At 71.7% G+C, this 25,430-nt stretch carries 27 protein-coding genes; 20 read left to right on the top strand and 7 right to left on the bottom strand.

Going from position 1 to position 25,430, the window contains the following annotated elements:
- The first annotated feature begins 8 nt into the window (after positions 1-8).
- The 5 genes from ACFYOB_RS23380 to glmM all read left to right on the top strand — a co-directional run bounded on the left by ACFYOB_RS23380 (position 9) and on the right by glmM (position 5,731).
- Positions 9-1,628: an ABC-F family ATP-binding cassette domain-containing protein gene (locus ACFYOB_RS23380; protein WP_388562370.1), complete on the top strand. Its 1,620-nt coding sequence runs from the start codon at positions 9-11 to the stop codon at positions 1,626-1,628.
- A gap of 69 nt (positions 1,629-1,697) precedes the next feature.
- Positions 1,698-2,996, top strand: a complete 1,299-nt coding sequence (locus ACFYOB_RS23375; protein WP_388562368.1) for a glycosyltransferase family 87 protein — start codon at positions 1,698-1,700, stop codon at positions 2,994-2,996.
- 232 nt (positions 2,997-3,228) lie between these two features.
- Entirely contained in the window at positions 3,229-3,672 is a 444-nt protein-coding gene (gene rplM / locus ACFYOB_RS23370; protein WP_008739660.1) for a 50S ribosomal protein L13, read from the top strand.
- Positions 3,673-3,714: 42 nt separating this feature from the next.
- Entirely contained in the window at positions 3,715-4,236 is a 522-nt protein-coding gene (rpsI, locus tag ACFYOB_RS23365) for a 30S ribosomal protein S9 (RefSeq protein WP_215143970.1), read from the top strand.
- Between the two features lie 136 nt (positions 4,237-4,372).
- Positions 4,373-5,731, top strand: coding sequence for a phosphoglucosamine mutase (gene glmM / locus ACFYOB_RS23360; protein WP_388562365.1), 1,359 nt, complete (start codon positions 4,373-4,375; stop codon positions 5,729-5,731).
- Here the strand turns inward: glmM and ACFYOB_RS23355 are convergent.
- Positions 5,728-6,699 (bottom strand): DUF389 domain-containing protein, encoded by a 972-nt coding sequence (locus ACFYOB_RS23355; protein ID WP_388562363.1) that lies wholly within the window; start codon positions 6,697-6,699, stop codon positions 5,728-5,730. The genes glmM and ACFYOB_RS23355 overlap by 4 nt on opposite strands.
- A 16-nt stretch (positions 6,700-6,715) precedes the next feature.
- Positions 6,716-7,765 (bottom strand): type I pantothenate kinase, encoded by a 1,050-nt coding sequence (coaA, locus tag ACFYOB_RS23350; protein ID WP_388562361.1) that lies wholly within the window; start codon positions 7,763-7,765, stop codon positions 6,716-6,718.
- 250 nt (positions 7,766-8,015) lie between these two features.
- On the opposite strand from coaA, the gene ACFYOB_RS23345 reads away from it, so the two are divergent.
- The 8 genes from ACFYOB_RS23345 to ACFYOB_RS23310 all read left to right on the top strand — a co-directional run bounded on the left by ACFYOB_RS23345 (position 8,016) and on the right by ACFYOB_RS23310 (position 15,847).
- Positions 8,016-8,789, top strand: a complete 774-nt coding sequence (locus ACFYOB_RS23345) for a hypothetical protein (RefSeq protein WP_388562359.1) — start codon at positions 8,016-8,018, stop codon at positions 8,787-8,789.
- Positions 8,790-8,897: 108 nt separating this feature from the next.
- Complete coding sequence (gene glmS / locus ACFYOB_RS23340) at positions 8,898-10,745, top strand: glutamine--fructose-6-phosphate transaminase (isomerizing) (RefSeq protein ID WP_388562357.1); 1,848 nt, start codon at positions 8,898-8,900, stop codon at positions 10,743-10,745.
- Between the two features lie 15 nt (positions 10,746-10,760).
- The gene (locus ACFYOB_RS23335) at positions 10,761-11,129 is read left to right on the top strand and encodes a holo-ACP synthase (protein WP_328927174.1); all 369 of its coding nucleotides are present in this window, start codon (positions 10,761-10,763) and stop codon (positions 11,127-11,129) included.
- A gap of 26 nt (positions 11,130-11,155) precedes the next feature.
- On the top strand, positions 11,156-12,547 hold the full coding sequence (locus tag ACFYOB_RS23330) for an NAD(P)H-hydrate epimerase (protein ID WP_388562355.1): 1,392 nt from the start codon (positions 11,156-11,158) through the stop codon (positions 12,545-12,547).
- A gap of 121 nt (positions 12,548-12,668) precedes the next feature.
- Positions 12,669-13,805: an alanine racemase gene (gene alr, locus ACFYOB_RS23325; RefSeq protein ID WP_388562353.1), complete on the top strand. Its 1,137-nt coding sequence runs from the start codon at positions 12,669-12,671 to the stop codon at positions 13,803-13,805.
- A 20-nt stretch (positions 13,806-13,825) separates the two neighbouring features.
- Positions 13,826-15,019, top strand: coding sequence for an alpha/beta fold hydrolase (locus ACFYOB_RS23320; protein ID WP_388562351.1), 1,194 nt, complete (start codon positions 13,826-13,828; stop codon positions 15,017-15,019).
- On the top strand, positions 14,967-15,548 hold the full coding sequence (gene tsaE, locus ACFYOB_RS23315; protein ID WP_388562349.1) for a tRNA (adenosine(37)-N6)-threonylcarbamoyltransferase complex ATPase subunit type 1 TsaE: 582 nt from the start codon (positions 14,967-14,969) through the stop codon (positions 15,546-15,548). Before ACFYOB_RS23320 ends, tsaE begins: the two co-directional genes overlap by 53 nt.
- A 116-nt stretch (positions 15,549-15,664) precedes the next feature.
- Entirely contained in the window at positions 15,665-15,847 is a 183-nt protein-coding gene (locus tag ACFYOB_RS23310) for a hypothetical protein (protein ID WP_388562347.1), read from the top strand.
- A 40-nt stretch (positions 15,848-15,887) separates the two neighbouring features.
- On the opposite strand, the gene ACFYOB_RS23305 is transcribed toward ACFYOB_RS23310, so the two are convergent.
- Entirely contained in the window at positions 15,888-16,445 is a 558-nt protein-coding gene (locus tag ACFYOB_RS23305; RefSeq protein ID WP_388562345.1) for a hypothetical protein, read from the bottom strand.
- A 109-nt stretch (positions 16,446-16,554) separates the two neighbouring features.
- Here ACFYOB_RS23305 and tsaB point away from each other — a divergent pair, with 109 nt between their 5' ends.
- Genes tsaB through ACFYOB_RS23280 form a run of 5 tightly spaced genes read left to right on the top strand, consistent with a single transcriptional unit; the run spans position 16,555 to position 19,841 of the window.
- Positions 16,555-17,232, top strand: a complete 678-nt coding sequence (tsaB, locus tag ACFYOB_RS23300; protein WP_388562343.1) for a tRNA (adenosine(37)-N6)-threonylcarbamoyltransferase complex dimerization subunit type 1 TsaB — start codon at positions 16,555-16,557, stop codon at positions 17,230-17,232.
- A gap of 29 nt (positions 17,233-17,261) precedes the next feature.
- Positions 17,262-17,765 (top strand): ribosomal protein S18-alanine N-acetyltransferase, encoded by a 504-nt coding sequence (rimI, locus tag ACFYOB_RS23295; RefSeq protein WP_388562471.1) that lies wholly within the window; start codon positions 17,262-17,264, stop codon positions 17,763-17,765.
- On the top strand, positions 17,758-18,900 hold the full coding sequence (tsaD, locus tag ACFYOB_RS23290) for a tRNA (adenosine(37)-N6)-threonylcarbamoyltransferase complex transferase subunit TsaD (RefSeq protein WP_388562341.1): 1,143 nt from the start codon (positions 17,758-17,760) through the stop codon (positions 18,898-18,900). The genes rimI and tsaD overlap by 8 nt, the downstream gene beginning before the upstream one ends.
- Positions 18,897-19,169 carry a hypothetical protein gene (locus tag ACFYOB_RS23285; protein ID WP_388562339.1) on the top strand — a complete coding sequence of 91 codons (273 nt, stop codon included), beginning with the start codon at positions 18,897-18,899 and terminating at the stop codon, positions 19,167-19,169. Before tsaD ends, ACFYOB_RS23285 begins: the two co-directional genes overlap by 4 nt.
- A gap of 51 nt (positions 19,170-19,220) precedes the next feature.
- Positions 19,221-19,841, top strand: coding sequence for a hypothetical protein (locus ACFYOB_RS23280; protein ID WP_388562337.1), 621 nt, complete (start codon positions 19,221-19,223; stop codon positions 19,839-19,841).
- On the opposite strand, the gene ACFYOB_RS23275 is transcribed toward ACFYOB_RS23280, so the two are convergent.
- A complete protein-coding gene (locus ACFYOB_RS23275) occupies positions 19,831-21,072 on the bottom strand; it encodes a methyltransferase domain-containing protein (protein ID WP_388562335.1) in 1,242 nt (413 codons plus the stop codon). The two genes, ACFYOB_RS23280 and ACFYOB_RS23275, sit on opposite strands and share 11 nt — an antisense overlap.
- A gap of 112 nt (positions 21,073-21,184) precedes the next feature.
- On the opposite strand from ACFYOB_RS23275, the gene ACFYOB_RS23270 reads away from it, so the two are divergent.
- Together ACFYOB_RS23270 and ACFYOB_RS23265 are read left to right on the top strand one after the other, a co-directional pair.
- Positions 21,185-22,135, top strand: a complete 951-nt coding sequence (locus tag ACFYOB_RS23270; RefSeq protein ID WP_388562333.1) for a polysaccharide deacetylase family protein — start codon at positions 21,185-21,187, stop codon at positions 22,133-22,135.
- Entirely contained in the window at positions 22,132-23,016 is an 885-nt protein-coding gene (locus ACFYOB_RS23265) for a polysaccharide deacetylase family protein (RefSeq protein ID WP_388562331.1), read from the top strand. The genes ACFYOB_RS23270 and ACFYOB_RS23265 overlap by 4 nt, the downstream gene beginning before the upstream one ends.
- A gap of 101 nt (positions 23,017-23,117) precedes the next feature.
- Here ACFYOB_RS23265 and ACFYOB_RS23260 read toward each other — a convergent pair whose 3' ends face one another.
- From ACFYOB_RS23260 to ACFYOB_RS23250, 3 genes are read right to left on the bottom strand one after another with little or no spacing between them, the layout of a single operon-like run.
- On the bottom strand, positions 23,118-24,518 hold the full coding sequence (locus ACFYOB_RS23260) for an FtsW/RodA/SpoVE family cell cycle protein (RefSeq protein WP_388562329.1): 1,401 nt from the start codon (positions 24,516-24,518) through the stop codon (positions 23,118-23,120).
- On the bottom strand, positions 24,506-25,198 hold the full coding sequence (locus tag ACFYOB_RS23255; RefSeq protein ID WP_388562469.1) for an LCP family protein: 693 nt from the start codon (positions 25,196-25,198) through the stop codon (positions 24,506-24,508). The genes ACFYOB_RS23260 and ACFYOB_RS23255 overlap by 13 nt, the downstream gene beginning before the upstream one ends.
- On the bottom strand, positions 25,105-25,422 hold the full coding sequence (locus tag ACFYOB_RS23250; RefSeq protein WP_388562467.1) for an ATP-binding protein: 318 nt from the start codon (positions 25,420-25,422) through the stop codon (positions 25,105-25,107). Before ACFYOB_RS23250 ends, ACFYOB_RS23255 begins: the two co-directional genes overlap by 94 nt.
- Between the last annotated feature and the right edge of the window lie 8 nt (positions 25,423-25,430).

The raw sequence follows: 25,430 nt of genomic DNA, 5'->3' as shown, positions 1-25,430 counted from the left end.
TGCCCGGCATGGGACATCTCGAAGCCAGCCACCTGGAGTACTACCTTCCCGACGGGCGGGTACTGCTCCCTGACGTCTCCTTCCGGGTGGGGGAGGGGGCGGTGGTCGCCCTCGTAGGGGCGAACGGGGCAGGCAAGACCACCCTGCTGAAGCTGATCTCCGGGGAGCTCCAGCCGCACGGCGGCGGGGTCACCGTCAGTGGCGGGCTCGGCGTGATGTCGCAGTTCGTCGGCTCCGTGCGCGACGAGACGACCGTACGGGACCTGCTGGTATCAGTGGCGCAGCCGCGGATCCGGGAAGCCGCGAAGGCCGTGGACCGGGCCGAGCAGCTGATCCTGACCGTCGACGACGAGGCCGCGCAGATGGCGTACGCGCAGGCGCTCAGCGACTGGGCCGACGTGCAGGGCTACGAGGCGGAGACCCTGTGGGACGTCTGCACCATGGCCGCACTGGCGGTCCCGTACGACTCGGCGCAGTTCCGCGAGGTGCGCACGCTGTCGGGCGGTGAGCAGAAGAGGCTCGTCCTGGAGGCGCTGCTGCGCGGGCCCGACGAGGTGCTGCTGCTCGACGAGCCGGACAACTACCTCGACGTCCCGGGCAAGCGGTGGCTGGAGGACCAGCTGAAGGCCACCCGCAAGACCGTGCTGTTCGTGTCGCACGACCGGGAGCTGCTGTCCACGGCCGCCGAGAAGATCATCAGCCTGGAGCCGAGCCCGATGGGCACGGACGTGTGGGTGCACGGCGCGGGCTTCGGCACGTACCACCAGGCCCGCAAGGAGCGCTTCGCCCGCTTCGAGGAGCTCAAGCGGCGCTGGGACGAGGAGCACGCCCGCCTGAAGGCCCTGGTCCTGCGACTGCGCAACCAGGCGGCGTCCAGCCCCGACATGGCCTCGCGCTACAAGGCGATGCAGACCCGCTTCCAGAAGTTCGAGGAGGCCGGCCCGCCGCCCGAGCCGCCGCGCGAGCAGGACATCCGGATGCGGCTCAAGGGCGGGCGTACCGGCGTACGCGCGCTGACCGTCGAGAACCTGGAGCTCACGGGGCTGATGAAGCCCTTCTCGCTGGAGGTCTTCTACGGCGAGCGGGTCGCGGTCCTCGGCTCGAACGGTTCCGGGAAGTCGCACTTCCTGCGGCTGATGGCGGGCGAGGACGTCAAGCACACGGGCACGTGGAAGCTGGGCGCGCGGGTGGTTCCCGGGCATTTCGCGCAGACCCATGCCCACCCCGAGCTGTTCGGGCGCACGCTCGTCGACATCCTGTGGACGGAGGCCGCCAAGCCCCTGGGCGCGGCGATGGCGGTGCTGCGCCGCTACGAGCTGGAGCGCCAGGGCGACCAGCCGTTCGAGAAGCTGTCGGGCGGCCAGCAGGCGCGTTTCCAGATCCTGCTGCTGGAGCTGGCGGGCACCACGGCGCTGCTGCTGGACGAGCCGACGGACAACCTGGACCTGGAATCCGCGGAGGCGCTCCAGGACGGGCTGGAGGCCTACGAGGGCACTGTGCTGTGTGTCACGCACGACCGTTGGTTCGCGCGCACATTTGACCGTTACCTGGTCTTCGGTTCGGACGGTGTTGTGCGGGAGACTCAGGAACCCGTCTGGGACGAACGTAGAGTCGAACGCAAGCGCTAAGGGGGGAGACCACCCCCTCGGCCGGAGTGAGGGGAAGTCGCCGTGGGGCTGCGGCCTAGCATCTGGCTGATGAAGTGGGAGACCCAGAACGCCGGGGCCCGGCCCCCCGGAAGCGCGGCCGCCGGCAACCGGCTGATCGAGTGGCTGCTGCGGCCCGCCTCACGGCCCTGGCAGCTCCTCTCGCTCGCGGTGCTGCTGGGGATCGCCGTCTCCACGAGCCTGCGGCAGAACTGGGGCTCGGACAACGCCTTCGTGGTCAAGGCCGCGGAAACGCTGCTGGCGGGCGGGTCCCCGTACGAGGACAAGCGCTTCCTGTACCTGCCCAGTGCCGTGCTGATGGCGGTGCCGGAGGCGCTGCTGCCGCAGGTGGTCCTCAGGTGGACCCTGCCGGTCGCGATGTCGGCGCTGCTGGGCGCGGGCTGGCTGGCGGCGCTGCGGCTGTTCTCGGTGCCGCTGCGCTCGCGCTTCGCGGTGGTCGGCTTCCCGGTCCTCGCCCTCGCCTACAAGCCGTACGTCAACCTCGTGCTGATCGGCAACTGGACGGCCATCTCGGCGGCCGCGCTGCCGGTGGCGCTGCTGCTCGCGCACCGGCGGCACTGGGGGGCGGCCGGGCTGGTGGTGGGGCTGGCCATCGCCTGCAAGCCGATGCTGGTGCCGATGGGGCTGGTCTTCTTGGTCGCCCGGCGGTGGCGGGGGCTGGCCGCCGCCGTACTGGTGCCGCTGGGGATCTCGCTGGCCGGCGCGCTGCTGATGCCGAGCCCGTCGCTGTTCTTCACCAAGACCCTGCCGTTCCTGCTCCAGGGGCAGGACGCGTACGCGCTGCCGTGGGACGCCTCGCCGATCGCGGTGCTGCCGCGGCTGGGTGTGCCGGCGCCGCTGGCGGTGCTGGCCGCCTTCGCGGGGGCCGGGGCCGGACTGTGGGCGGCATGGACCCGGTGGCGGCGGCCGGACTCCGTCGGAGGTGAAGGGGGTGACGACGGCGAGCTGCGGCTGGTGGAGACGGCCTGCATGGTGATGCTCGCCGCATTCCTGGTCTCGCGGCCGTCCTTCGACCACTACCTCCTGGTGGTGCTGCCGCTGCTGCTGGCCTCGGCGGTGCGGCCGGGCTCGATGCCCCGCTCGCCCTGGTTCTGGGCGGCCCTGGGGCCGCAGGTGGCGGGGATTCCGTGGCCGTCGGAGCTGGAGCGCAAACGGCGCGCGTTCAAGGACTGCGCCACCCTGTGCGGGCTCGCGATCCTGCTGGCGCGTCGTGCGCTGCGCTCCGGTCGGGTTACTCTGGAGCCTGTAACAACTGCGGGGTCCCCACCCAGGACCGAACCGGAGTGCGCCGCGACGCCAGCAGAATCGGCATCGCGGACCGCGTTTTGACCCGTACGGGTCTGCTTGGGTATCCTGCTGGTTTGTTATGCGTATTGGCTTTCTCATTCTCACGTGAAAGGGCCTTGCGCCGGTCCACCGGACCGATGACCAGCAGTTCACACGGGTTGCGTCCCCGTTGTGAATGAGGGCTGTCGTGATCGTCCGTGGTGACCCTGTCAGGACCTTCCCGTTGGGGCTTGCGCCCTTGGGATACCACCACCGAAGAAGCGAAGGCATACGCGTGCGTACGTTCAGCCCCAAGCCCGGCGACATCTCGCGCCAGTGGCTCGTCATCGACGCCCAGGACGTTGTCCTCGGCCGTCTGGCGACCCAGGCCGCTGCCCTCCTGCGCGGCAAGCACAAGCCGACTTACGCCCCCCACATGGACATGGGCGACTTCGTCATCATCGTCAACGCCGACAAGGTTCACCTGTCCGGCAACAAGGCGTCGCAGAAGATGGCGTACCGCCACTCCGGCTACCCGGGCGGTCTCCGCTCCGTGCGCTACGACGACCTCCTGGCGAACAACCCGGAGAAGGCCGTCGAGAAGGCCATCAAGGGCATGCTCCCCAAGAACACCCTGGGCCGTCAGATGCTCTCGAAGCTGAAGGTCTACTCGGGCGACCAGCACCCCCACGCTGCCCAGCAGCCGGTGCCGTTCGAGATCACCCAGGTCGCGCAGTAGTTCCGGCCACCCCCTAAGACGTAGAAAATTCTGAGGAGCATCGTGGCCGAGACCACCGCCGAGACGACCCCCGTCGACGAGTTCGAGGGCAACGTCGAGGAGTACACCAGCGAGTCTGAGGTCGTCGTCGAGGGCGACTACACCTCCGAGTCCCTTGCCGGTCGCTTCGGCGACCCCCAGCCGGCCGCCGGCCTGGGCCGTCGCAAGAACGCCATCGCCCGCGTCCGGATCGTTCCGGGCACCGGCAAGTGGAAGATCAACGGTCGCACCCTTGAGGACTACTTCCCCAACAAGGTGCACCAGCAGGAAGTCAACGAGCCGTTCAAGCTCCTTGAGCTGGACAACCGCTACGACATCATCGCCCGCATCGCGGGTGGCGGCGTCTCCGGCCAGGCCGGCGCCCTGCGCCTCGGTGTGGCCCGTGCGCTGAACGAGGCGGACGTGGACAACAACCGCCCGGCGCTGAAGAAGGCCGGCTTCCTCTCCCGCGACGACCGTGCGGTCGAGCGCAAGAAGGCCGGTCTCAAGAAGGCCCGTAAGGCTCCGCAGTACAGCAAGCGTTAATCTGCGCCTGCTGTTCTGCAACGAAACCGCCCCGGCAGCACTCTCTGTGCTGCCGGGGCGGTTCGTTTACCGCCACAAGCGGCAAATACCTGTCACAAGCGGTCATAAAGCGAAGCGGAAACTCGGGAGGACAACAGTGGGACGACTCTTCGGGACGGACGGTGTACGCGGCGTCGCCAACGCGGATCTGACGGCGGAGCTCGCGCTCGGCCTCTCCGTGGCGGCTGCCCACGTACTGGCCGAAGCGGGTACCTTCGCGGGTCACCGCGCTACGGCCGTGGTCGGCCGGGACCCCCGGGCCTCCGGCGAATTCCTTGAGGCGGCGGTCGTGGCCGGCCTCGCGAGCGCGGGCGTGGACGTCCTGCGCGTCGGTGTGCTGCCCACCCCGGCGGTGGCGTATCTCACCGGTGCGCTGGGTGCCGACCTCGGCGTGATGCTCTCCGCCAGCCACAACGCCATGCCCGACAACGGGATCAAGTTCTTCGCGCGCGGCGGCCACAAGCTCGCCGACGAGCTGGAGGACCGCATCGAGTCCGTCTACGAGGAGCACCGCACCGGCGCCCCCTGGGACCGGCCCACCGGCTCCGGCGTCGGCCGGGTCTCCGACTACACCGAGGGCTTCGACAAGTACGTCGCCCACCTCATCGGGGTCCTCCCCAACCGCCTCGACGGCCTGAAGGTCGTCCTGGACGAGGCGCACGGCGCGGCCGCGTACGTCTCGCCCGAGGCCTTCACCCGGGCCGGCGCGGAGATCGTCACGATCGGCGCCGAGCCCAACGGCCTGAACATCAACGACGGCTGCGGCTCCACCCATCTCGGCCTGCTCAAGGCGGCCGTGGTCGAGCACGGCGCGGACTTCGGCATCGCGCACGACGGTGACGCGGACCGCTGCCTGGCCGTGGACGGCACCGGCGCGGAGGTCGACGGCGACCAGATCCTCGCGGTGCTGGCGCTGGCCATGCGCGAGGCCGGACAGCTGCGCGAGAACACCGTGGTCGGCACCGTGATGTCCAACCTGGGCTTCAAGCTGGCCATGGAGGGCGAGGGCATCCAGGTCGTACAGACCGGCGTCGGCGACCGGTACGTGCTGGAGTCGATGAAGGAGCACGGCTACGCGCTGGGCGGCGAGCAGTCCGGCCACGTGATCATCCTCGACCACGCGACGACCGGTGACGGCACGCTGACCGGCCTGCTGCTGGCGGCGCGGGTCGCGGCCACCGGCAAGTCCCTCGCCGAGCTGGCCGGCGTCATGCAGCGGCTGCCGCAGGTGCTGATCAACGTTCCCGACGTGGACAAGTCCCGAGTGGGGACCTCCGCGGAGCTGGCGGCGGCGGTGGCCGACGCCGAGCGCGAGCTGGGCACCACCGGGCGGGTTCTGCTCCGTCCGTCGGGTACGGAGCCGCTCGTACGGGTGATGGTGGAGGCCGCCGACATCGAGCAGGCCCGCGCGGTGGCCGGCCGGCTCGCGGACGTCGTGAAGTCGGCGCTGGGCTAACCCGCACCGCTCGGCCTGCGTGGCGCACCCGGCTTCCGGATCATCCGGCCCTGCTGGGTGCGCCACAGCATTTTCCAGGCGATGAGGGTGAGCGTCCCCGAGAGGACGATGCCGCCCAGGTTGACCGCCAGCTGGATGCCCGAGCCCCACATCTGGCCGAGATCGCCGTAGCTGAGCGCCACGGCGGCGTTGGCGCCCGCCGGGACGGTGGTGACGGAGATCGCCACGCCGACCAGCGCACCGGCCTTGGCCGACGTCAGCGACAGCATGCCGGCCACGCCGGCGAGCAGCGCCACGACGAAGGAGAACGGGTCGGGCTGCCAGATGAAGCTGGTGTTCGGCCGGGGGTTGTCGAGCATTCCCTCGTGGAACAGGCCGAGCGCCTCCATCACCAGACTGAAGACCGTCGTCGCCACGATCGCCGCCGTGAAGCCGACGACCAGCGCGAAGAGCGAGCGCCCGGCCAGCCTCGGCCGGCGCTGCACCAGGCCCGTGCATATGCCGGCGAGCGGGCCGAACTCCGGGCCGACCGCCATGGCGCCCACGATCAGGATGGCGTTGTCCAGGACCACGCCGCAGGCCGCGATCATCGTCGCCACGATCATGAAGACGCTGTAGGTGATCGTGAGGGTGGATTCCTCGTGCGTCGACTCGGAGAGCTGTTCCCAGACCACCGCGTCGGCAGCCTCGCCCGGCGCTTCCTCCTCCGCGTCGTCGGCGCGTGTGGAGATCGACAGGTCGATGTTCTCGACGGCGATCGAACCGGTCTTGTCGACGCCGAGCGAGCGCATCTCCTGCAGCAGCTCGTCGGCCGCCTCGCGGGCGACGTCGCACAGTACGAGATCGCCCTCGGGGTCGCGGGCGGCGCCGGTCAGCACGACCAGATGGGTGGTGCCGACCGTCCGGTCGATCAGTGCCACCACCTGCTCGGTGAGGTGGTGCGGGGTGATCATCCGCAGATGCAGCATTCCCGCACCATAGCCACTAGAGCTTGCGCAGGCTCAGCTTCTGCACCTTGTGGTCCGGTCCCTTGCGTACGACCAGGGTGGCGCGGCCGCGGGTGGGGGCCACGTTCTCCAGCAGGTTGGGCTTGTTGATGGTCCGCCACATCGTCTGCGCGTACTCCATGGCCTCCTCCTCGGAGACCTGGGTGTACTTGCGGAAGTAGGAGAAAGGATTCTGGAAGGCGGTCTCGCGCAGCTTCCGGAAGCGGTTGAGGTACCAGCGCTCGATGTCCTCGGGGCGCGCGTCCACGTACACGCTGAAGTCGAAGTAGTCGGCGAGGCCGACGCGGGTCCGGCCGTCCTTGCCGGGGAGGGCCGGCTGGAGCACGTTGAGGCCCTCGACGATGAGGATGTCCGGGCGGCGTACGACGAGCTCCTCGCCCGGCACGATGTCGTAGATCAGGTGCGAGTAGACCGGGGCCCGGACCTCGTCCTTGCCGGCCTTGATGTCGGCGACGAAGCGGGTGAGCGCGCGGCGGTCGTAGGACTCGGGGAAGCCCTTGCGGGAGGTGAGTCCGCGCCGCTGGAGCTCCTTCATCGGGTAGAGGAAGCCGTCGGTGGTGACGAGCTCCACGCGCGGGTGCTCGGGCCAGCGGGCGAGGAGGGCCTGGAGCAGACGGGCCACGGTGGACTTGCCCACGGCGACCGAGCCGGCGACCCCTATGACGAAGGGGGTGCCCTGCTGGGCTCCGTGGCCGTTGCCCGCGTCGCCGAGGAAGGTGTTGAGGGTGCCCCGGAGGTTGCTGGTGGCGCCGACGTACAGGTTCAGGAGACGGGACAGCGGCAGGTACACGTCACGGACCTCGTCGAGGTCGATGACGTCGCCGAGTCCGCGCAGCCGCTCGACCTCGTCGGCGGTGAGCGGCAGCGGGGTCCGCTCGCGCAGGGCGCTCCACTCGGCACGGGTGAGGTCGACGTACGGCGAGGGCTCGGGGCCCCGGCGGTGGGCCGGGCGCGTGGGGTGCCCTTCCCGGCCGTTGCGCCCCGTTGCGCTGTCCGGCGTGCTGCTTCGTGGCGGCGAAGTGATCACACCGCCATTGTCGGGGCTCGGGGGCGGTTGTGGGTGGTGGGGTCGGTCACGTGCTGAGGGGGTGCGAGGGGTCCGGGCCGGTGCCGGTCTCGATTCGGCGCAGCGGGGGTATCGCCCTGGTCACGATCCGGGGCCGCCGCGCGAAAACCGGTTCGGGTGATCGAATCGCCCGTACATTGTGGATCACCGCAGCTCCGAGGAACTCTTCGTGCTGCCCTGAATTCGTCGTGCTCCATGGGGGAGATCTTTCGTGCGTACCGCTCTTGTCCGTCGTACCGTCCTGGCCGCGTCCGCGGTGTCCCTGGCCCTGCTGGCCACCGCCTGCGGTGCCGACAAGGGCGACACCAAGGCGGACGCCAAGCCGTCCACCGGCGCCCCGGCGGCGTCGGCCGCGCCCGCCGCCAAGGCGAAGACGGACGCCGAGCTGACCGGCCTGCTCGTGGTCCAGGCCGACCTGCCCGAGCACGTGGTCAAGCCGGCCACCCCGGCCGAGGCCGCGGCGGCGGCCGGCGCCACCAGCGACAAGCCCGAGTGCCAGCCGCTGGTCAAGGCGCAGTCCATGGCTCCGGTCGGCTCCGCCGCGGGCACCGCCCGTACCAAGGCCGTCGCCAAGGGCAAGGAGCCCGCCGCGGACGCCAGCCCCGAGGACAAGCTGAAGGCCGCGATGAACGCCCTGGGCGCCACCGCCACCTCCGTCACCCTGTCCTCCTACGAGGGGAAGGGCGCCGAGGAGGCCTTCGCCCTCGTCAAGAAGGCGGGCACGGCCTGCACCGGCGGCTACACGGGCAGCCAGGCGGGCGACTCGCTCAAGATCACCAAGCTGGCTCCCGGTGCCGCGGTCACCGCCGGTGACGAGGCGCTCGCCTACACCGTGGTGGGCGACGCGGACGGCGAGAAGCTCAGCATGGAGCTCGTGGTCGTGCGCAAGGGCAACACCCTCGCGACCTTCTCGGCCCTGAGCCTGACCGGCACCGCCGAGCAGCCGAAGGCCGTCGTCGACGCCCAGGTCAAGAAGCTCGGCTGAGACCGGCCTGACTGACCGTCGACCCCGCCCCGGCGCCTTCGCCGGGGCGGGGTTTTCGTCTTGTTCAGGTACGGGGCAGGCGGGCAACTTCGGCGTACGCTGCGGCCTATGTGCGGAATTGTGGGTTACGTGGGAGCGCAGTCGGCGCTCGATGTGGTCATCGCCGGACTCAAGCGGCTGGAGTACCGCGGCTACGACTCGGCGGGCGTCGCCATCCTCTCCGACGGGGACCTGACCTCCGTGAAGAAGGCCGGGAAGCTCGTCAATCTGGAGAAGGAGCTCGTCGGCAAACCGCTGCCGGCCGGGTCCACCGGGCTCGGGCACACCCGCTGGGCCACCCATGGCGGGCCCACCGACGTCAACGCCCATCCCCACCTGGACAACTCCGGGCGGGTGGCCGTCGTGCACAACGGCATCATCGAGAACTTCGCCGCGCTGCGCGCCGAACTGGCCGAGCGCGGGCACCGGCTGGAGTCCGAGACGGACACCGAGGTCGTGGCGCACCTGCTCGCCGAGCGGTTCGCGCAGACCGCGGACCTGGCGGCGGCGATGCGGCAGGTGTGCCGGCGGCTGGAGGGCGCCTTCACGCTGGTCGCGGTGCACGCCGACGAGCCGGACGTGGTGGTCGGCGCGCGCCGGAACTCGCCCCTGGTGGTGGGCGTTGGAGAGGGAGAGAACTTCCTCGCCTCGGACGTGGCCGCGTTCATCGCCCACACCCGGTCCGCGATCGAGCTGGGGCAGGACCAGGTCGTCGAGCTCCGCCGCGACGGGGTGACGGTGACCGACTTCGACGGTGCGCCCGCGTCCGTGCGGGCGTACCACGTGGACTGGGACGCCTCGGCGGCCGAGAAGGGGGGTTATGACTACTTCATGCTCAAGGAGATCGCCGAGCAGCCGAAGGCTGTCGCCGACACCCTCCTGGGCAGGATCGACGCGAGCGGTTCGCTGACCCTGGACGAGGTGCGCATCCCCGTCTCGGTGCTCAGGGAGGTCGACAAGATCGTGATCGTGGCGTGCGGTACGGCGTACCACGCGGGCATGATCGCGAAGCTGGCCATCGAGCACTGGACCCGCATCCCGTGCGAGACGGAGCTGGCGAGCGAGTTCCGCTACCGCGACCCGATCCTGGACCAGCGGACGCTGGTGGTCGCGATCTCGCAGTCCGGCGAGACCATGGACACCCTGATGGCGCTGCGGCACGCGCGCGAGCAGGGCGCCAGGGTGCTGGCCATCTGCAATACGAACGGCTCGACGATCCCGCGCGAGTCCGACGCCGTGCTGTACACGCACGCCGGCCCCGAGGTGGCCGTCGCCTCGACCAAGGCGTTCCTGACGCAGCTGGTGGCCTGTTACCTCGTCGCGCTGTACCTCGGGCAGGTACGGGGCACGAAGTGGGGCGACGAGATCGAGGCGGTGATCCGGGAGCTGTCGGACATCGCTGCGGCGGTGGACACCGTACTGGAGACCATGGAGCCGGTACGGGCGCTCGCACGGTCCCTCGCCGACAAGAACACCGTGCTGTTCCTGGGGCGCCACGTGGGCTACCCGGTGGCGCTGGAGGGCGCACTCAAGCTCAAGGAGCTTGCGTACATGCACGCCGAGGGCTTCGCGGCGGGCGAGCTCAAGCACGGTCCGATCGCGCTGATCGAGCAGGACCTGCCGGTGGTGGTGGTCGTCCCGTCGCCGCGCGGGCGGTCGGTGCTCCACGACAAGATCGTGTCGAACATCCAGGAGATCAGGGCGCGCGGGGCGCGGACCATCGTGATCGCGGAGGAGGGCGACGAGGCGGTCGTCCCGTACGCCGACCACCTGATCCGGATCCCGGCCACCCCGACGCTGCTCCAGCCGCTGGTGGCGACGGTGCCGCTGCAGGTGTTCGCGTGCGAGTTGGCGACGGCGCGCGGCAACGAGGTGGACCAGCCGCGTAACCTCGCAAAGTCGGTGACGGTGGAGTAGTTGGGGGCTGATGCGGTGATTATCGGCGTGGGGATCGACGTCGCGGAGATCGAGCGGTTCGGCGCGGCGCTGGAGCGGACGCCGAACATGGCGCAGCGGCTGTTCCTCGACGACGAGTTGACGTTGCCGAGCGGTGAGCGGCGCGGTATCGCCTCGCTCGCCGCCCGGTTCGCGGCCAAGGAGGCGCTGGCCAAGGCGCTCGGTGCGCCCGCCGGGCTGCTGTGGACCGATGCCGAGGTGTACGTGGAGGACTCGGGGCAGCCGCGGCTGCGGGTGTCCGGGACGGTCGAGGCGCGGGCACTGGAACTGGGCGTGAAGTCCTGGCACATCTCGCTGAGCCACGACGCCGGTGTCGCGTCCGCCGTGGTGATCGCCGAGGGATAGGCGTCCTCGTCGGGCACGCTGGTGCCATGCGTACTGCTTACAGCGTGGAGAACGTACGGGCCGCCGAGCGCGAGTTGATGGCCCGGCTGCCCGAAGGCGCCCTGATGCAGCGGGCGGCGGCCGGGCTGGCCGCCGTCTGCGCGGGGCTGTTGCCGAGGGTCTACGGCGGGCGGGTCGTCCTGCTGGTCGGGCCCGGCGACAACGGCGGTGACGCCCTCTACGCCGGGGCGCGGCTCGCCCGGCGCGGGGCCGGGGTGACGGCGGTGCCGATGGACCCCGAGCGGATGCACGCGGGCGGGTCCGCCGCGCTGCGGGCCGCCGGCGGGCGGATCGCGCGGGAGGTCCCGCGGCGGGCGGACCTCGTGGTGGACGGGCTGCTCGGGATCGGCGGGCGGGGCGGTCTGCGGCCCGCGGCCGCGGCGCTGGTGGAGCGGATCCCGCAGGGGGTCCCCGTGGTCGCCGTGGATCTGCCGAGCGGCGTGGACGCGGACACCGGGGAGGTGGCGGGGCCGGCCGTCACGGCCGATGTGACGGTGACCTTCGGGGCGTACAAGCCCGGACTGCTGATCGATCCCGGGGCTTCGCGGGCCGGCGTGGTGCACCTGGTGGACATCGGGCTCGATCTGTCCGCGCCCGCCGTGGAGGCCCTGCAGCACGCCGATGTGGCGGGGCTGCTGCCCGTGCCGACGGCGTCGAGCGACAAGTACCGGCGGGGCGTGGTCGGGATCGTCGCCGGGTCCCTCCAGTACCCGGGCGCGGCGGTGCTGGCCGTGGCGGGGGCGCTGCGGGGCGGCGCGGGCGCGGTGCGGTACGTCGGGCCGGGGGCGGAGTCCGTGCTCGCCCGGTATCCCGAGACGCTGATCGGCCGGGGCCGCGTACAGGCGTGGGTGGTCGGGCCGGGACTGGGCGAGGGGCGCGGCGGGGAGGTCGCGGACCTGCTGGCGCAGGACGTGCCGGTACTGGTCGACGCGGATGGGCTGCGGGGGCTGGACGCCGAGGTGCTGCGGGCCCGGACGGCTCCGACCCTGCTCACCCCGCACGCGGGGGAGGCGGCGGCGCTGCTGGCGGTCTCGCGGGAGTCGGTGGAGGCGGGGCGGCTGGCCGCGGCGCGGGCGCTTTCGCAGCGTTACGGGGCGGCGGTGCTGCTGAAGGGCTCGACGACGCTGGTCGCCTCCGGCGGGGTGGCGGCCGTCCGGGTCAACCCGACGGGGACCGCGTGGCTGGCCACCGCGGGGAGCGGGGACGTGCTGTCAGGGCTGGCCGGGTCCCTGCTGGCGAGCGGGCTGTCCGGGGCGGACGCCGGGTCGGTGGCGGCGTACCTCCACGGCCTGGCGGCCAGGATCGCCGGCGGGCCGCTGCTGGCCCAGGACGTGGCCGCCGCCCTTCCGGCCGCCTGGCGCGACGTCCGCCGGCCGTGACGGGCCCGGGCGCGGCGGTCGCTGCCGGCGCTCCGCCCCCGGACCCCGTGCCTCAGGCCGCAGCGGTGTGCACGTGGCGCCCCGAGCAGCGCGCGGCAGGGGTTCTGAGAGACTGTGGGGGATGAACGAGACACCGACGCGCGTGTACGCCGAGATCGACCTCGATGCCGTACGGGCGAACGTGCGCGCGCTGCGCGCACGGGCACCCCGGGCCGAGCTGATGGCCGTTGTCAAGGCGAACGCCTACGGGCACGGGGCCCTGGCCTGCGCCAAGGCCGCCCAGGAGGCCGGGGCCACCTGGCTCGGCACCGCCACGCCCGACGAGGCGCTCGCGCTGCGCGCCGCCGGGGTCGAAGGCCGGATCATGTGCTGGCTGTGGACCCCCGGAGGCCCCTGGCAGGCGGCCGTCGAGGCCGATCTCGACGTCTCCGTCAGCGGGATGTGGGCCCTGGACGAGGTACGTGAAGCCGCCAGGGCGGCCGGCAGGCCCGCCCGGATCCAGCTCAAGGCCGACACCGGACTCGGCCGCAACGGCTGCCAGCCCGCCGACTGGGCGGAGCTCGTGGGGGCGGCCGTCGCCGCCCAGGCGGAAGGCGCCGTCCAGGTCACCGGCGTCTGGTCGCACTTCGCCTGCGCCGACGAGCCCGGGCACCCGTCCATCCAGCTCCAGCTCGCCGCTTTCCGAGACATGCTCGCGTACGCCGAGAAGGAGGGCGTCGAGCCCGAGGTCCGGCACATCGCCAACTCGCCGGCCACCCTCACCCTGCCCGAGTCCCACTTCGACCTCGTGCGCTGCGGGCTGGCCGTCTACGGGGTCTCGCCCGCGCCCGAGCTCGGCACCCCGGCCCAGCTGGGCCTGCGGCCCGCCATGGCCCTCAAGGCCTCCCTCGCGCTGGTCAAGAACGTCCCGGCCGGGCACGGCGTGAGCTACGGGCACCACCACGTCACCGACGCCGAGACCACCCTCGCGCTGATCCCGGCGGGCTACGCCGACGGCATCCCGCGGGCCGCCTCCGGGCGCGGCCCGGTCCTCGTCGGCGGGAAAATCCGCCGTGTCGCCGGGCGGGTGGCCATGGACCAGTTCGTGGTCGACCTCGACGGTGACCCGGCGACGGTGGGTGACGAAGCCGTCATCTTCGGGGACGCGGAGCGCGGCGAGCCCACCGCCGAGGACTGGGCTCAAGCGTCAGACACCATCGCGTATGAGATCGTCACCCGTATCGGAGGGCGCGTGCCCCGGGTGTACCTGGGCGCCTGAGACGGAGTGAGGGCGGCGGCGTGAGCGAGAACTGGCGCAAGGCCGGCTGGGCCGGCGCCGCCATCGGCGTGATAGCCGCGGGCGCGGCTGCCGGTGTCGCGGTCGAACGGATCACCGTCGGGCGGGGCATGCGCATGAAGGCGCGCCTCGCCCTCGACGCGGCGGGCGATTACGGGTCCCTGCGCGGCACGCAGGGGACCTGTCAGGCCGAGGACGCCACCGAGCTCTACTACGAGGTCGACGAGCTCCCCGAGGAGAGCAAGCGGCCGCGGTCGCGACTGCGCCGCAAGCCCGCACCGCCGGCCACCGTCGTCCTCTGCCACGGCTACTGCCTCGGCCAGGACTCCTGGCACTTCCAGCGCGCCGCCCTGCGCGGCGTGGCCCGCGCGGTCTACTGGGACCAGCGCAGCCACGGCCGCAGCGCCCGCGGACTGGCCCAGGCGGACGGCGATCCGGTGACCATCGAGCAGCTCGGCCGCGACCTGAAGGCCGTCATCGACGCCGCCGCGCCCGAGGGCCCGCTGATCCTCGTGGGTCACTCGATGGGCGGTATGACCATCATGGGATTCGCGGAGCAGTTCCCCGACCTCGTACGCGACCGAGTCGTCGGCGTCGCCTTCGTCGGCACCTCCAGCGGCCGCCTCGACGAGGTGACGTACGGGCTGCCCTCCGTGGGCCTCGGTGCCGTACGCCGCATCCTGCCGGGCGTGCTCAAGGCGCTGGGCTCACAGGTGGAGCTGGTGGAGAAGGGCCGCAGGGCCACCGCCGACCTCTTCGCCGGCATGATCAAGATGTACTCGTTCGGCTCCCGGGACGTGGACCCGGCCGTCGCGCGCTTCGCCGAGCGGCTCATCGAGGCCACCCCGATCGACGTGGTCGCCGAGTTCTACCCGGCCTTCCAGACCCACGACAAGACCGCCGCGCTCCAGCGGTTCGCGGACATACCCGTCACCGTCATCGCCGGGGACAAGGACATGATCACCCCGCCCGGGCACAGCGTGGCCATCAAGGAGGCGCTGCCGGGCGCCGAACTGGTGGTCCTGGAGTCCGCCGGGCACCTGATGATGCTGGAGCACCCGGAGACGGTGACGGGGCTGCTGACCGAGCTGATGGCGCGCACCGGGGCGGTCCCGGCCGCCGCACCGACTAACGTTGGCGGGCATGGAAGAAGTACCGCTGGAAGCACAGCGCAGCCAGGCACCGGGACGACCTGAGGCAGGCGCCGACGCGGGTGCCGGGGCCGAGGCCCGGATCACCGTCGACTCCCCGGACGCGATGCGCGATCTGGGCCGCAGGCTCGCCGGCCTGCTGCGCCCGGGCGACCTCGTCCTGCTGACCGGAGAGCTGGGCGCGGGCAAGACCACACTGACCCGCGGGCTCGGTGAGGGCCTGGGCGTGCGCGGGGCCGTGACCTCGCCGACCTTCGTGATCGCCCGCGTACACCCTCCGCTGGGCGGCGGGCCGGCGCTGGTGCACGTGGACGCGTACCGGCTGGGCGGCGGGCTGGACGAGATGGAGGACCTGGACCTCGACGTCTCGCTGCCCGAGTCCGTCGTCGTCGTGGAGTGGGGCGACGGCAAGGTGGAGGAGCTCTCCGACGACCGGCTGCACGTGGTGATCGCGCGGGCGGTCGGCCACGAGGAGGTCCTGGACGACGTACGGCAGGTCTCGGTCCGCGGGGTCGGGGCGCGCTGGGCCGGCGGGGCCGGGCTGGACGCGCTGGCAGGCGCCCTCTCGGAGTAAACGTACCGACAACTCGTCGGCAAGATATTGCGCCCGTGGCGGCGCCCGTGATGACATGGTACCGAGAGTTTCTTAGGTATGCCTAAGTTCGGCGTGCCGGGGCCCAGGAGGCAGCCATGTCGGCACCATCAGGAGCGCACCGCGAACCCCGCCCGTCCGCCGTGTCGATGCGGGCGCTGCTCGCCGCCGGCATGGCCGCCACCGCCGTCTCGACGCCGCCCGCGCCCGAACGCGTACCGCAGGACGGGCCGGAGGGCGGCGTACGGGAGCAGGCCGCTCCGGAGTCCGAAGCGGCCTGAGTGCGTGCGGGCCTGAGCTCTTACGGGTGAAGCCGGCCCGTCAGGGAACGACGACGACCTTCGAGTTGATTGTCGCGAATGCCCACATCGCGTCGCCGTCGGCCTTCGTCATGCGGATGCCGCCGGTCTTCTTGTTCGGGTCGGGCTCCGGAGTGGCGCCGTCCGCGCGGGCGCTGAAGCCGATCGCCACGCCCTCCGTGCTGGCGAACCGTACGACGTGCTCGATCGGCACGCCGTCCGAGCCGGTGACCGCGCCCGAGCGCGAGCCGACCACGTAGCTGCCCGCCTTCGGGTGCACCGTGCTCGGCATCACCGTGAACGACTTCGGCTCCTGACCGGCGTCGCCCACCAGCCACACCCGCTTCTGGCCTACCGAGTACACGACGCGCACCCCGGTACCGGATCCCTCCGGCACGGGCACCGGCTTCTTCGGGTCCTGCTTGACGGCGGACTGGCTCGGGGCGGGAGCCGGCTCCTGCTGGGCCGCCTTCGGAGGGTGCGCGGGCGCCGTCGCGGATGCCTGGTAGCCGAGGAGACCGACGGCGGCGATTGCCACGGCGGTGAGCCCGGCCACGATTCCCGAGCTGCTGCGTGCCACCTTGCTCCACCTCTCCGCGGTGCCTGGAATACCTGATCGAAAGGTAGCAGCAGGCCCGCTCCACAACCGCCCGCGAACCCTTGGGGCTGCGGAGTCGTAGGCTGTTCGCGTGCTCTTGCTCGCTGTAGATACCGCCACGCCCGCCGTCACCGTCGCCCTGCACGACGGCGAGTCCGTCCTCGCCGAGTCCAGCCAGGTCGACGCCCGCCGCCACGGGGAGCTGTTGCTGCCCTGTGTCGACAACGTGCTCGCCGAGGCCGGGCTGAAGCTCGACGCCGTCACGGGCATCGTCGTCGGCGTCGGCCCCGGCCCCTACACCGGTCTGCGCGTCGGCCTCGTCACGGCCGCGACCTTCGCCTCCGTGCTGGGTGTGCCCGTGCACGGCCTGTGCACGCTCGACGGCCTCGCCTACGCCGCGGGGGCCGCCGGGATCGAGGGTCCCTTCACCGTCGCCACCGACGCACGGCGCAAGGAGGTCTACTGGGCACGCTACGAGGACCCGCGCACGCGGGTCGGCGAGCCCGCCGTGGACCGCCCGGCCGACATCGCCGAACAGGTCGCCGGCCTCCCGGCGGTGGGCCAGGGCGCGCTGCTGTACCCGGAGGTCTTCCCGGACGCGCGCGGGCCCGTGCACCAGTCGGCCGCCGCACTGGCCTCCCTCGCCGCGGAACGGCTCGCGGCCGGGGTGGCGTTCGAGAACAGTGCCGGCCTTCCGCCGGCCCCCCTCTACCTGCGCCGGCCCGACGCGCAGGTGCCCAAGAACTACAAGGTGGTCACCCCGCAGTGACGGCCGCCCCTGACGTCGTGCTCCGCGAGATGCGCTGGTGGGACATCGAGCCCGTGCTGGAGCTGGAACACGAGCTGTTCCCCGAGGACGCCTGGTCCGCGGGCATGTTCTGGTCCGAGCTCGCCCACGCCCGCGGCCCGCGGGCCACCCGCCGGTACGTCGTGGCCGAGACGTTCCCCGACACCGGCCGCGCCCCGGGGACCGGCCGGATCGTGGGCTACGCAGGGCTGGCCGCCGCCGGCGACCTGGCCGACGTACAGACCATCGCGGCCGCCCGCGACCAGTGGGGGACCGGGCTCGGCGCCCGGCTCCTGACCGACCTGCTGCGGGCCGCCACCGCCTTCGAGTGCGCCGAGGTGCTGCTGGAGGTGCGGGTGGACAACACCCGCGCCCAGAAGCTCTACGAGCGCTTCGGCTTCGAGCCCGTCGGCTTCCGGCGCGGCTACTACCAGCCCGGCAACGCCGACGCGCTCGTCATGCGACTGACCGACCCCGCACAAGCACGAACTGAGAGCAGTGAGAGCAATGGCTGACGAACCTCTCGTCCTCGGCATCGAGACCTCCTGCGACGAGACCGGCGTCGGCATCGTCCGCGGCACCACCCTCCTCGCGGACGCGATCGCGTCGAGCGTCGACGAGCACGCGCGCTTCGGCGGTGTCGTGCCCGAGGTGGCCTCGCGCGCCCACCTGGAGGCGATGGTCCCCACCATCGAGCGCGCGCTGAAGGAGGCCGGGGTCAGCGCCCGCGACCTCGACGGCATCGCGGTCACGGCGGGTCCGGGCCTCGCGGGGGCGCTGCTGGTGGGCGTCTCGGCGGCCAAGTCGTACGCGTACGCCCTCGGCAAGCCGCTCTACGGTGTCAACCACCTCGCCTCGCACATCTGCGTGGACCAGCTGGAGCACGGCCCGCTGCCGGAGCCGACCATGGCGCTGCTGGTGTCCGGCGGGCACTCCTCGCTGCTGCTGGCCCCGGACATCACCTCCGACGTGCGGCCGCTCGGCGCGACCATCGACGACGCGGCGGGCGAGGCCTTCGACAAGATCGCCCGCGTGCTCCAGCTGGGTTTCCCCGGCGGTCCGGTGATCGACCGGCTGGCGCGCGAGGGCGACCCGAAGGCGGTCCACTTCCCGCGCGGGCTCACGGGGCCGCGCGACGCCCCGTACGACTTCTCCTTCTCCGGCCTGAAGACGTCCGTGGCCCGCTGGATCGAGGCGAAGCGGAACGCGGGCGAGGAGGTGCCGGTGCGCGATGTGGCCGCGTCCTTCCAGGAGGCCGTGGTGGACGTGCTGACGCGCAAGGCGATCCGGGCGTGCAAGGACGAGGGCGTCGACCACCTGATGATCGGCGGCGGCGTGGCCGCCAATTCCCGGCTGCGCTCGCTGGCGCAGGAGCGGTGCGACGACGCGGGCATCATCCTGCGGGTGCCGCGGCCGAAGCTGTGCACCGACAACGGCGCGATGGTGGCGGCGCTGGGCGCGGAGATGGTCAAGCGGAACCGGCCCGCCTCGGACTGGGACCTGTCGGCGGACTCCTCGCTGCCGGTGACGGACCCGCACGTGCCGGGCGTCCAGGGGCACGGACAGGGACCTGGCGACGGGCACGCTCACGGCCACGCTCACGACCACGACCACGTGCACGAGTTGAGCAAGGACAACCTGTACTCATGAGCACCGTCGCGCTGATGTGGGAGGCCCGGGCCGCCGACGGCCGGGGCAGCGAACTGCTGGAGTGGGCCCGTTCGCAGGTCCTCGCGCGGGAGCCGGTGCGCTGCGAGGTGTTCCGCGCCCCGCAGGACCGGGTCCTCGTGGTCACCTGGTGGGAGGCCGCCGAGGGAGTGGCGGCGGATCTGCCGGAACTCCCGGAGCCGGCCGCCGACTTGATCACGCGGGCGGTGCACCGCTGGCGGTTCGAGTCGGTGGAGGTCACCGGCGGCTGACCGGCCTCGTCCGGCCCCGGGCCGGGCTGCCGTGGCGCTATGGTCATGCGCATGCCTCGCCGTGACCTGCCGCCTCCGCCGCCCCCCGTGCACATGCGCGCCTGGCTGGACGAAAGCGCCGTACGGGCCGACCGCGCGCGCATCCTGCGGGAGTTGGGCCGCCGGAGCCTGGGGATCGGGCGGCTGCTGCTGCTCTGGGCCGTCTCGGCCGTCTTCGCCCTCGGCTGGACCTTCGTCGCAATGGGCCTGATGGCCTTCGAGGAGGGCGACATGGTCTCCTTCGGCCTCGGCATCCTCTTCGCGGTGCTCGGCGTCGGTGTGCTGGTACCGGCCGGGTTCTGGTTCGCCTGGGGCGCCCGGCGGGACCGCCAGGTGCGCAGGCTGCTGTGTGCGTGGGCGGAGGCGGACCGGGATCCGGCCGCCGACTCGCGGGTGCGCGCGCCCGGCCGGAGCCTGACCTGGCTGCTCGCCTCCTTCGGGCTGGCCGGGGCGGGACTGTTCCTGACCTTCGGGGTCGCGCTGTCGGTCCCGCCGAGCGAGGGGCGGTACGGCGAGATCGCGTACTACATGGGCCTCGGGATGATCCTGTGGATCACGGGACTGCTGGGCCTGGGCAAGGCGGGCGCGCACTACCGCTGGGCGGTGCGCGCCTTCCGCGCGCCTACGCCGTAGGAGCTGCCTTCGCCGGCGAGCCGATCAGCATCGACGGGGCTCCCGCCACCCGGGTCAGGAAGACCGTCGCCGAGTTCGGCCCCTGCGGCTTGACCTTCTTGCGCAGCTCCTCGGGCTCGATCGCGGAGCCGCGCTTCTTCACCGTCAGGATGCCGACCCCGCGCTCGCGCAGCAGCGCCTTCAGCTTCTTCAGGCCGAAGGGCAGCACGTCGGTGATCTCGTACGCCGTCGCGTACGGCGTCGCGCGCAGCTCGTCGGCGGTGATGTAGGCGATGGTCGGGTCGATCAGCCGGCCGTCCAGCTGCTCGGCGACCTCGGCGACCAGGTGGGCGCGGATGACGGCGCCGTCGGGCTCGTAGAGCCAGCGGCCGACCGGACCCGCCTCCGGGTCGGGCAGCGGATCGACCGTGTGCAGGGCGCGCGGCCCGGGCAGCAGGGTGGCGCGTACGGTGCCGGGCGCGGTGCCGAACCAGAGCACGGCCTCCTTGACGTCGCCCTGGTCGGAGATCCACTCGGCCTCCGCCTCGGCCGGGACCGCCTCGTGCGGGATCCCGGGGGCGATCTTGATGGCGGCGTACTTCGCCGTACGGGCCGTCTCCACGGCCCACGACAGCGGCGGCGAGTAGGACTCCGGGTCGAAGATCCGCCCACCCGTCGCCCGGCCGCCACCCCTCATCGACGCGCTTCGCGCGGCACCTGGCCGATTGCCGCCGCGCCGGGCCGGGTCGATGAAGACGGCGTCGTACGAGGACACGTCCACGTCCGTCACGTCCGCCTCCCGGACCTCGATCAGGTCCGCCAGCCCCAGCGCTTCGGCGTTGGCCCGCGCGACGGCGACGGTCAGCGGGTCGTGGTCGACGGCGAGCACCCGGATGCCGAGCCGCGCGAGGGCGAGGGCGTCCCCGCCGATGCCGCAGCACAGGTCGGCGAGACTGCGTACGCCGAGGTCCGCGAGCCGCTCGGCGCGGTACGCGGCCACCGACGCGCGGGTGGCCATCTCGCCGCCGCCGGGGGTGAAGTACATCCGGAAGGCGTCCTCGGCGCCGAACTTCGCCACCGCCCGCTGCCGTAGCCGGGCCTGCCCGAGCGCGGCGGAGACCAGCCCGGCGGGGTGCTCGCGGCGCAGCCGGGTGGCGACGGCGAGCTCCTGGGCGGGGTCGTAGTCGCGGAGCGAGTCGAGGAGGGCGTGCCCCTCGGGGGTGAGGAGGGCGGCGAAGTCTTCGGGGGTCACGCGTCCATTGTCGGCGACGGGGCCGGGCGGTGTGGGCCAGTCGATGGAAGGTGGGGTTCCGCTCGCGGTGTCTTCCGGGTGGCCCGCGTGTCGGGTGCCAGGATGCGCAGCTATGCAGCTAATCCGACAAAAGGAAGATAAGACGCGTCACGGTCACCGGTACGCGGCGGGTCCGCGCGGCCGGTTCGGGGTGGCCGTGGCCGCCCTGCTGGTAGCCGCCCTCGGCACGGCGTGCGGCTCCGGGCAGTCCGGCGCACCGGACAAGGCCGAGAAGACGAAGCCCGCCAAGGGCGCGGAGGCGGGCGCGGCCGGCGCGCTCGGCGCGGCCGAGAAGGCCAAGGCGGCCCAGCAGGCGCGGATCGCCGCGGCGAAGAAGTGGGGGCTGGCCAAGACGCCGCTCACGGCCCCGGCGGCGCCCAAGACGAAGCCGGAGATCACCACCCGCGACGGCTTCGAGGTGGAGGACCAGGAGGAGTACCCGCACGTCTTCACCACCGTCCCCACGGAGGACAAGGTCGTCTTCCTGACGATCGACGACGGCGCGGAGAAGGATCCCGAGTTCCTGAAGATGATGCAGGAGCTGAAGATCCCGTACACGGCCTTCCTCAGCGACTACATCGTTCGTGACAACTACCCGTACTTCAAGAAGATGCAGGCGGCAGGCGTCACCCTGAACAACCACACGCTCAACCACCGCTACATGCCCGGCCTGTCGTACGAGCAGCAGCGCGAGGAGATCTGCGGCCAGCAGGACACGATCCAGAAGGAGTTCGGCAAGCGGCCGACCCTCTTCCGGCCGCCGTACGGCAACTACAACCAGGACACGCTGCGCGCGGCGAAGTCCTGCGGCATCAAGGCGGTCCCGCTGTGGAACGCCGAGGCCTTCCCCAACCGGATGGACTACCGGGAGTGGGACCGCGATCTGCACCCCGGTGACATCATCCTCACGCATTTCCGGGGCAAGGAGGACTGGAAGGGCACGATGCCTGACATGATCCGTCATGTCATGAAGACCGTCACGGCCAAGGGGTACGCCGTGGCTCGCCTGGAGGACTATCTGTGAAGCACGCGCGCCGGTTGGTAGCCGGAACGCTGGTGGCCGGCGCGCTCGCGCTGTCCCTGTCGGGGTGCGGGGACAGCGCGGACACCACCGGGCGGCTGGGGCCGAAGACGAAAGAGACGCCGGGCGCACCCGGCGCGTCCGCGTCGCAGCCCGCGCCGTCGCCGACGGGCGGTTCGGGCACGGCCTCGGACGAGGCGTACCGCAAGTGGGGCCTGAAGGGCCCCCTCGAATACGCCCCGAAGCCGGCCCGCAAGCCCGAGATACCGAAGGCGGCCCCGGGCAAGGTCCCGGTGGTCGACCGAATACCCGTCCCGGCCGGGGAGAAGGTCGTCTTCCTGACCTTCGACGACGGCGCGGAGAAGGATCCCGAGTTCCTGAAGATGGCGGCCGATCTGAAGCTGCCGATCAGCATGTTCCTGACGGACAGTGTGGCCTCGCCGGACTACGGGCACTTCGAGAAGCTCCGCGACAACGGCTCGGCGAGCACGATAAACAACCACACGCTGACGCACCCGAACCTGCGGACCCTGTCCTACGCGGCGCAGAAGCACGAGATATGCGGCCAGCAGGAACGCTTGGAGAAGCGCTTCGGCCACCGCCCGCCGCTCTTCCGCCCGCCGTTCGGGAACTACAACGACGACACCCTCCGGGCCGCCTCGGAGTGCGGAGTCTCGTCCCTGGTCCTGTGGCGCGTCTCGATGCAGATCAACAACTTCCAGTACGCCGAAGGCTCCGCCCTCAAACCGGGCGACATCATCCTGGCCCACTTCCGCGGCCCGTCCGAGCTCAAGGGCGCGACGGAGATCCAGATGACGACCCGGATGCTCCAGCGGATCCAGGAACAGGGGTACCGGATAGGGCGCCTGGAGGACTACCTGTAGGCGGTGGACCTGCCGGACCTGCCGGACCTGCCGGACCTGCCGGACCTGCCGGACCTGCCGGACCTGCCGGACCTGCCGGACCCGGCGGGGGAGTCCCGGAGTCATCCCGCCCTCGACACCACCGGGGTGATCGTCGTTTCCACCGGGCCACGGGCGTCCGCCTCGCGTTGGCGTTCCGCGCTGTCGCTGATGCGCAGCAGCAGGGCGATCATGATCCAGTTGGCCAGGAGGGACGAGCCGCCCTTGGCCAGGAAGGGCAGCGCCTTGCCCGTCAGCGGGATCAGGCCCGTCACACCGCCCGCGACCACGAAGACCTGCAGGGCCAGCGCCGAGGCGAGGCCGACCGCCAGCAGTTTGCCGAAGGGGTCGCGGGCGCCGAGCGCCATCCGCAGCCCCCGCTGCACGAGGAGGGCGTACAGGATCAGGACGGCCATGACCCCGGCCAGCCCGAGTTCCTCGCCCACGGTGGTGAGGATGAAGTCGCTGCGGCCGGCGAACTTGATCAGTTCCGGGTGGCCCATGCCGAGGCCGGTGCCCGAGATGCCGCCGGTGCCGAAGCTGAACAGCGCCTGGGCCGACTGGTCGGAGGTGACCCCCGCCGGAGGGTTCGGCGAGTAGACGGACAGCGGCTCCAGCCAGGCCGCCACCCGCGCCTTGACGTGCGGTTCCGTCGAACCCACCACGAAGGCGCCCAGCGACGCCATGAGCACGCCGCACACGATCCAGCTGGTGCGCTCGGTGGCGACGTAGAGCATGACCACGAACACGCCGAAGAAGATCAGCGAGGTGCCGAGGTCGCGTTCGAAGACCAGCACCAGCATCGAGACGATCCACACCGTCACGATGGGGCCGAGCTGGCGCATCGGCGGCAGCCTCATGCCCAGGAACCTGCGGCCCGTCAGCGCCAGGGAGTCGCGGTGGATGACGAGGTATCCCGCGAAGAAGATCGCGATCATGATCTTCACGAACTCGCCCGGCTGCAGCGAGAAGCCGAAGAGGATGATCCAGCGCTTCGCGCCGTAGGTGTCCGCGCCGAAGAACGCCGGAGCGATCAGCAGCACCAGTGCGACGGCCATCGTGATGTAGATGAACCGCTGCAGCAGCCGGTGGTCGCGCAGCAGCGCCAGCACCAGGATGCAGGCGGCGACGCCGACCACCGTCCACATCAGCTGCCCGGGTGCGTTGGCGTCCGAGCCGTACCGCTCGATGTACCCCTGGTCGAGCCGGTGCAGCAGCACCAGTCCCAGCCCGGTCAGCAGCATGGCCAGCGGGAAGACCAGCGGATCCGCGTAGGCGGCGAAGCGGCGCACGCCCAGGTGACCCACCAGCGACAGCAGCGTCATGCTGATCGTGAAGCCGGTGAGGTTGGGCGGCAGCTCGCCGTTCATCGCGAGGCCCGCGGCGGCGTGGCCGAAGACGGCGATCGCGACGACGAAGACCAGGAGCAGCGCCTCGGTGCGGCGGCGCGCGCCCGCCGTCGTCAGGGGCCTCAGTCCACGCACGGGATGCCGCCACCGTCCGCCGGGGCGGGGGAAGGCGGCGGTGAGGACGGCGGCGGGGCCGCGTCCGGCGACGAGGAAGCGGCGCTCGGTGCGCTCGGGCTCGCAGTGGCCTTGGGCCCGATCTGCTCTGCAATGAGGCGCTTTATCTTCATATCATCTACGACGTTTATGTCCTCGCCGTGGTTCCTTCCGAAGCGCTCGACGGGGAGTGTCGTGAATTGCACCTTCCCGCCCGACAGGTTCTTCGCCTGCCGTACGAACGACAGCAGATCCCAGCCCTCATCGGTCATCACGTCCTGCTTCGCGGCGTCGATCAGCTTGATCAGCTTCACCGGGTCAATGAAGGTCCCGGCCGAGTTCAGCTTCTTCGTCGCGCCCGCGAGGAAGGCCTGCTGCCGCTTCGTCCGGTCCAGGTCCCCCCTGTCCAGGCCGTGCCGCTGGCGTACGAAGGCGAGCGACCGCTGTCCGTCGAGGGTCTGCGGGCCGGCCGGGAAGTCGGCGCCCGAGTACCGGTCCTTCACCGCCTTGTTCAGACACACCGGCACACCGACCAGCGCGTCGGCGAGATGGTGGAAACCGGCCAGATTCAGCTCGGCGAAGTGATCGACCGGGGCCCCCAGGAAGTTGCGCACCGTCTCGATCTGCGCCTTGCGTCCCGCCTCCCGGCCCTCGCGCTCCAGCTGCCCGCCGTCCTTGACCCCCTGTGCGACGAGCTGCTCCTGCCTCTTCTCCTTCGCCAGCCCGTACGCCTTCTTGATCTTGTCCTTGCCGTGGCCTGGGGGTCCCCCCGGCGGTAGCTGGGGGAGAACCGCTCGAAGACCCGGTCCCGGTCCGCCTCCGGGATTCCCGGGCCGTCGTCCACGACCTCCAGCACCGCCCAGCCGTCCGCCGCGCCCGACCGCACCACGACCT

This window comes from Streptomyces sp. NPDC006463 (genome assembly GCF_042870715.1).
Taxonomy (GTDB): domain Bacteria; phylum Actinomycetota; class Actinomycetes; order Streptomycetales; family Streptomycetaceae; genus Streptomyces.
This window is presented reverse-complemented; position numbering and strand designations above follow the sequence as displayed.

Bases quoted from the DNA above. Each gene is read 5' to 3' on its own strand.
- ACFYOB_RS23285 (WP_388562339.1), top strand. From the start codon at position 18,897: ATGAGCACCGTCGCGCTGATGTGGGAGGCCCGGGCCGCCGACGGCCGG.
- ACFYOB_RS23310 (WP_388562347.1), top strand. From the start codon at position 15,665: ATGTCGGCACCATCAGGAGCGCACCGCGAACCCCGCCCGTCCGCCGTG.
- tsaD (WP_388562341.1), top strand. From the start codon at position 17,758: ATGGCTGACGAACCTCTCGTCCTCGGCATCGAGACCTCCTGCGACGAG.
- ACFYOB_RS23380 (WP_388562370.1), top strand. From the start codon at position 9: ATGGGACATCTCGAAGCCAGCCACCTGGAGTACTACCTTCCCGACGGG.
- ACFYOB_RS23280 (WP_388562337.1), top strand. From the start codon at position 19,221: ATGCCTCGCCGTGACCTGCCGCCTCCGCCGCCCCCCGTGCACATGCGC.
- ACFYOB_RS23270 (WP_388562333.1), top strand. From the start codon at position 21,185: ATGCAGCTAATCCGACAAAAGGAAGATAAGACGCGTCACGGTCACCGG.
- alr (WP_388562353.1), top strand. From the start codon at position 12,669: ATGAACGAGACACCGACGCGCGTGTACGCCGAGATCGACCTCGATGCC.
- ACFYOB_RS23355 (WP_388562363.1), bottom strand. From the start codon at position 6,699: ATGCTGCATCTGCGGATGATCACCCCGCACCACCTCACCGAGCAGGTG.
- ACFYOB_RS23330 (WP_388562355.1), top strand. From the start codon at position 11,156: ATGCGTACTGCTTACAGCGTGGAGAACGTACGGGCCGCCGAGCGCGAG.
- ACFYOB_RS23375 (WP_388562368.1), top strand. From the start codon at position 1,698: ATGAAGTGGGAGACCCAGAACGCCGGGGCCCGGCCCCCCGGAAGCGCG.
- tsaE (WP_388562349.1), top strand. From the start codon at position 14,967: ATGGAAGAAGTACCGCTGGAAGCACAGCGCAGCCAGGCACCGGGACGA.
- glmS (WP_388562357.1), top strand. From the start codon at position 8,898: ATGTGCGGAATTGTGGGTTACGTGGGAGCGCAGTCGGCGCTCGATGTG.
- rimI (WP_388562471.1), top strand. From the start codon at position 17,262: ATGCGCTGGTGGGACATCGAGCCCGTGCTGGAGCTGGAACACGAGCTG.